At 46.4% G+C, this 2,119-nt stretch carries 4 protein-coding genes; 1 reads left to right on the top strand and 3 read right to left on the bottom strand.

Translation table 11 applies throughout. The annotated features are described in order from the left end of the window. The 3 genes from KDK16_RS08870 to KDK16_RS08860 all read right to left on the bottom strand — a co-directional run. Window positions 1-646: hypothetical protein (locus tag KDK16_RS08870; protein ID WP_257275665.1), on the bottom strand; the 646-nt coding region annotated here is incomplete at its 3' end. Then, window positions 646-1,047, bottom strand: coding sequence for a hypothetical protein (locus KDK16_RS08865; protein ID WP_257275664.1), 402 nt, complete (start codon window positions 1,045-1,047; stop codon window positions 646-648). The genes KDK16_RS08865 and KDK16_RS08870, both read right to left, overlap by 1 nt. A gap of 306 nt (window positions 1,048-1,353) precedes the next feature. Next, window positions 1,354-1,605: an accessory factor UbiK family protein gene (locus KDK16_RS08860; protein WP_257275663.1), complete on the bottom strand. Its 252-nt coding sequence runs from the start codon at window positions 1,603-1,605 to the stop codon at window positions 1,354-1,356. 156 nt (window positions 1,606-1,761) lie between these two features. Here KDK16_RS08860 and KDK16_RS08855 point away from each other — a divergent pair. Then, window positions 1,762-2,119, top strand: a 358-nt coding sequence (locus KDK16_RS08855; protein WP_257275662.1) for a hypothetical protein, incomplete at its 3' end; no start/stop codon positions are given.

Here is a 2,119-nt window from a genome sequence, read left to right as displayed (position 1 = left end):
CCGTAATGGACTGTTGGAACTCACGGCAAACCAGACCGCTGGAGGCACTTTTGCCTTCTTTGGTGGTCACAACATAGCCGGAGGAGTCGCCCTCATCCCAGATAATCTTTTCACCGACCGGAGCGGTAGTTGCTTTGATCTGGGCTTCTTCGTGAGCACGTTGCGCAGCTTCGTTGATGTTGTCGAGAATTTTGAGCGTGATGGCCGTAAACGCCAGCCATTTGTAAGCATCATTGTCGTCGTGGTAGTGGCCATAACCGTAGTAGGAATTACCATAGTTTCTAACTACGACAATATTGTTTCTGATCACCCTTTTTCTTGGGGCTACAACGACCAGATTGTTCTTGATGACCTTCGGTCCATCCCAGCGGTTATGACGGTGATCTTGACGATCGTCTTTTCTGTCTTCTCTGTTATCCTGACGATCGTCTCGACGTTCTTCACGATTGTCCTGACGGTCGTCATGACGCTCTTCACGATTATCCTGACGATCATCACGGCGCTCTTCACGATTATCCTGACGATCATCACGTCGCTCTTCACGGACTTCATCCCGATCATTATCGATCAAGCCGGCATGGACCATTGTTGAGACCGGTGAAAAGGTGGTGAGTAAAACTAAAATCGTAAACAGTCGTTTTTTCATCAGGCAGACTTACCCATGAGCAGAACACTGGCCTGAACGCGTCCGGTTCCATCAGTGTCGTAGTAGAATCTTACTTTTTCAATGGCCCTTGCTTTACCGGGCAGGTCAATGACGCGAGAGCTGCCGCCTTTCCTGACTTTGCTGCGGATGGCTATTTCACGGTTTTGACCGTTTTCGTAGTGCACGATGACTCTGTCGAAATCCACGTCAGCTCCTTTGACCTTGAATTGCAGACGCTTGAAAGCACCGTCTCTCAGACCAACACGGATGGTGTCTGCTTCTGCACGACGACTGACTTTCTTTTCGCCCAGCAGTTCCCAGCCAGCGGCGGAAGCAGTCTGTGTAAAGCCAGACATGATCATGCTCATCAGCAGAGTAAACATTGAAAGTGTGCGTGTCATAGTGATGGTTCTCCTGAGATTTTCTCTATTTGTCCTTGAGACCAGTCTTTGTTGAAAGGATCTGGCCAATGCCATGGCATATTATTATTGAGGCAACTATCTTAATTTGTTGCTCAATGCTATAGCGAAGAGAGGAGTACCTCTATAGGGAAAACTACCGAGGGGTTTAATAGTGATAATTATCTAAATTATTGATTTTAATTATTTTTTTAAATAATCAATATTGTCAGTGAAGAGTAAAATCTGGTCGGGTGTATGCATTAGCCGTTCTCAGGGCGAGAACGGCTAATGACATCAGCAACAGGGCTAAGACTGTTTGGCTTTTTCCAACTCGGCCACCTTCTTTTCAAGGGCTTCCAGTCTTTCACGGGTATGCTTAAGAACGGCGACCTGGGCATCAAACTCATCACGGGTGACCAGTTCAAATTTGGCCAGGGCACTGCCCACCAGAGCCTTCATGTTTTGCTCAATATCTTCCCGGGTCTGGCTTTTTTGCCCACCCAGTACCTGACCTGCTTTGCCGGCAATACTACCGATAAGGGAGGCTTTATCGATCATCGATGATTCCTGCAACTGCTGTGATTCAAAACCGGCGGGTATGATATCACAAGCAGTTATCTCAACGTGCTTGCTTTTATGTGCTAAATTGATAGTTGCTCGGTAAACATTGATTAAGTCAACTCATGGATTTGGCTTATGCCAAAGACTCTGACCATGCTTACATCCGCCCTCGGCTGGTTCTCTTTATTAGCGTGTTTTGTTATCCCTCAAAACATCCATGCTGCAGATAAGAATCACGACGCTTACTCTACACCAACCGAAGATTTTTCGGTGCATGCAATCAAAAACGGTTATAGCTTGTCCGAAGCAGAACGATTGCATGGTGAATGGAGCCTGAACAAATTTTTGAATATTACCGAGTCGGGTGCTTATTCTTATTTGCACTTGGGTGAGTTTTTGCCGCAAGCCATGATTCACCGGGATGGTGAGGTAGTCAAGCTTGAGACAAGTGCAAGGCAGTCAATCGGTGAAATTTTGCTCAAAAAAGACGGAAAATCCATAGTATTTGAAC

The organism is Endozoicomonas sp. SESOKO4, from assembly GCF_024606275.1.
The sequence above is the reverse complement of the archived record's forward strand: the minus strand, read 5'-3'. Positions and strand labels throughout refer to the sequence as shown.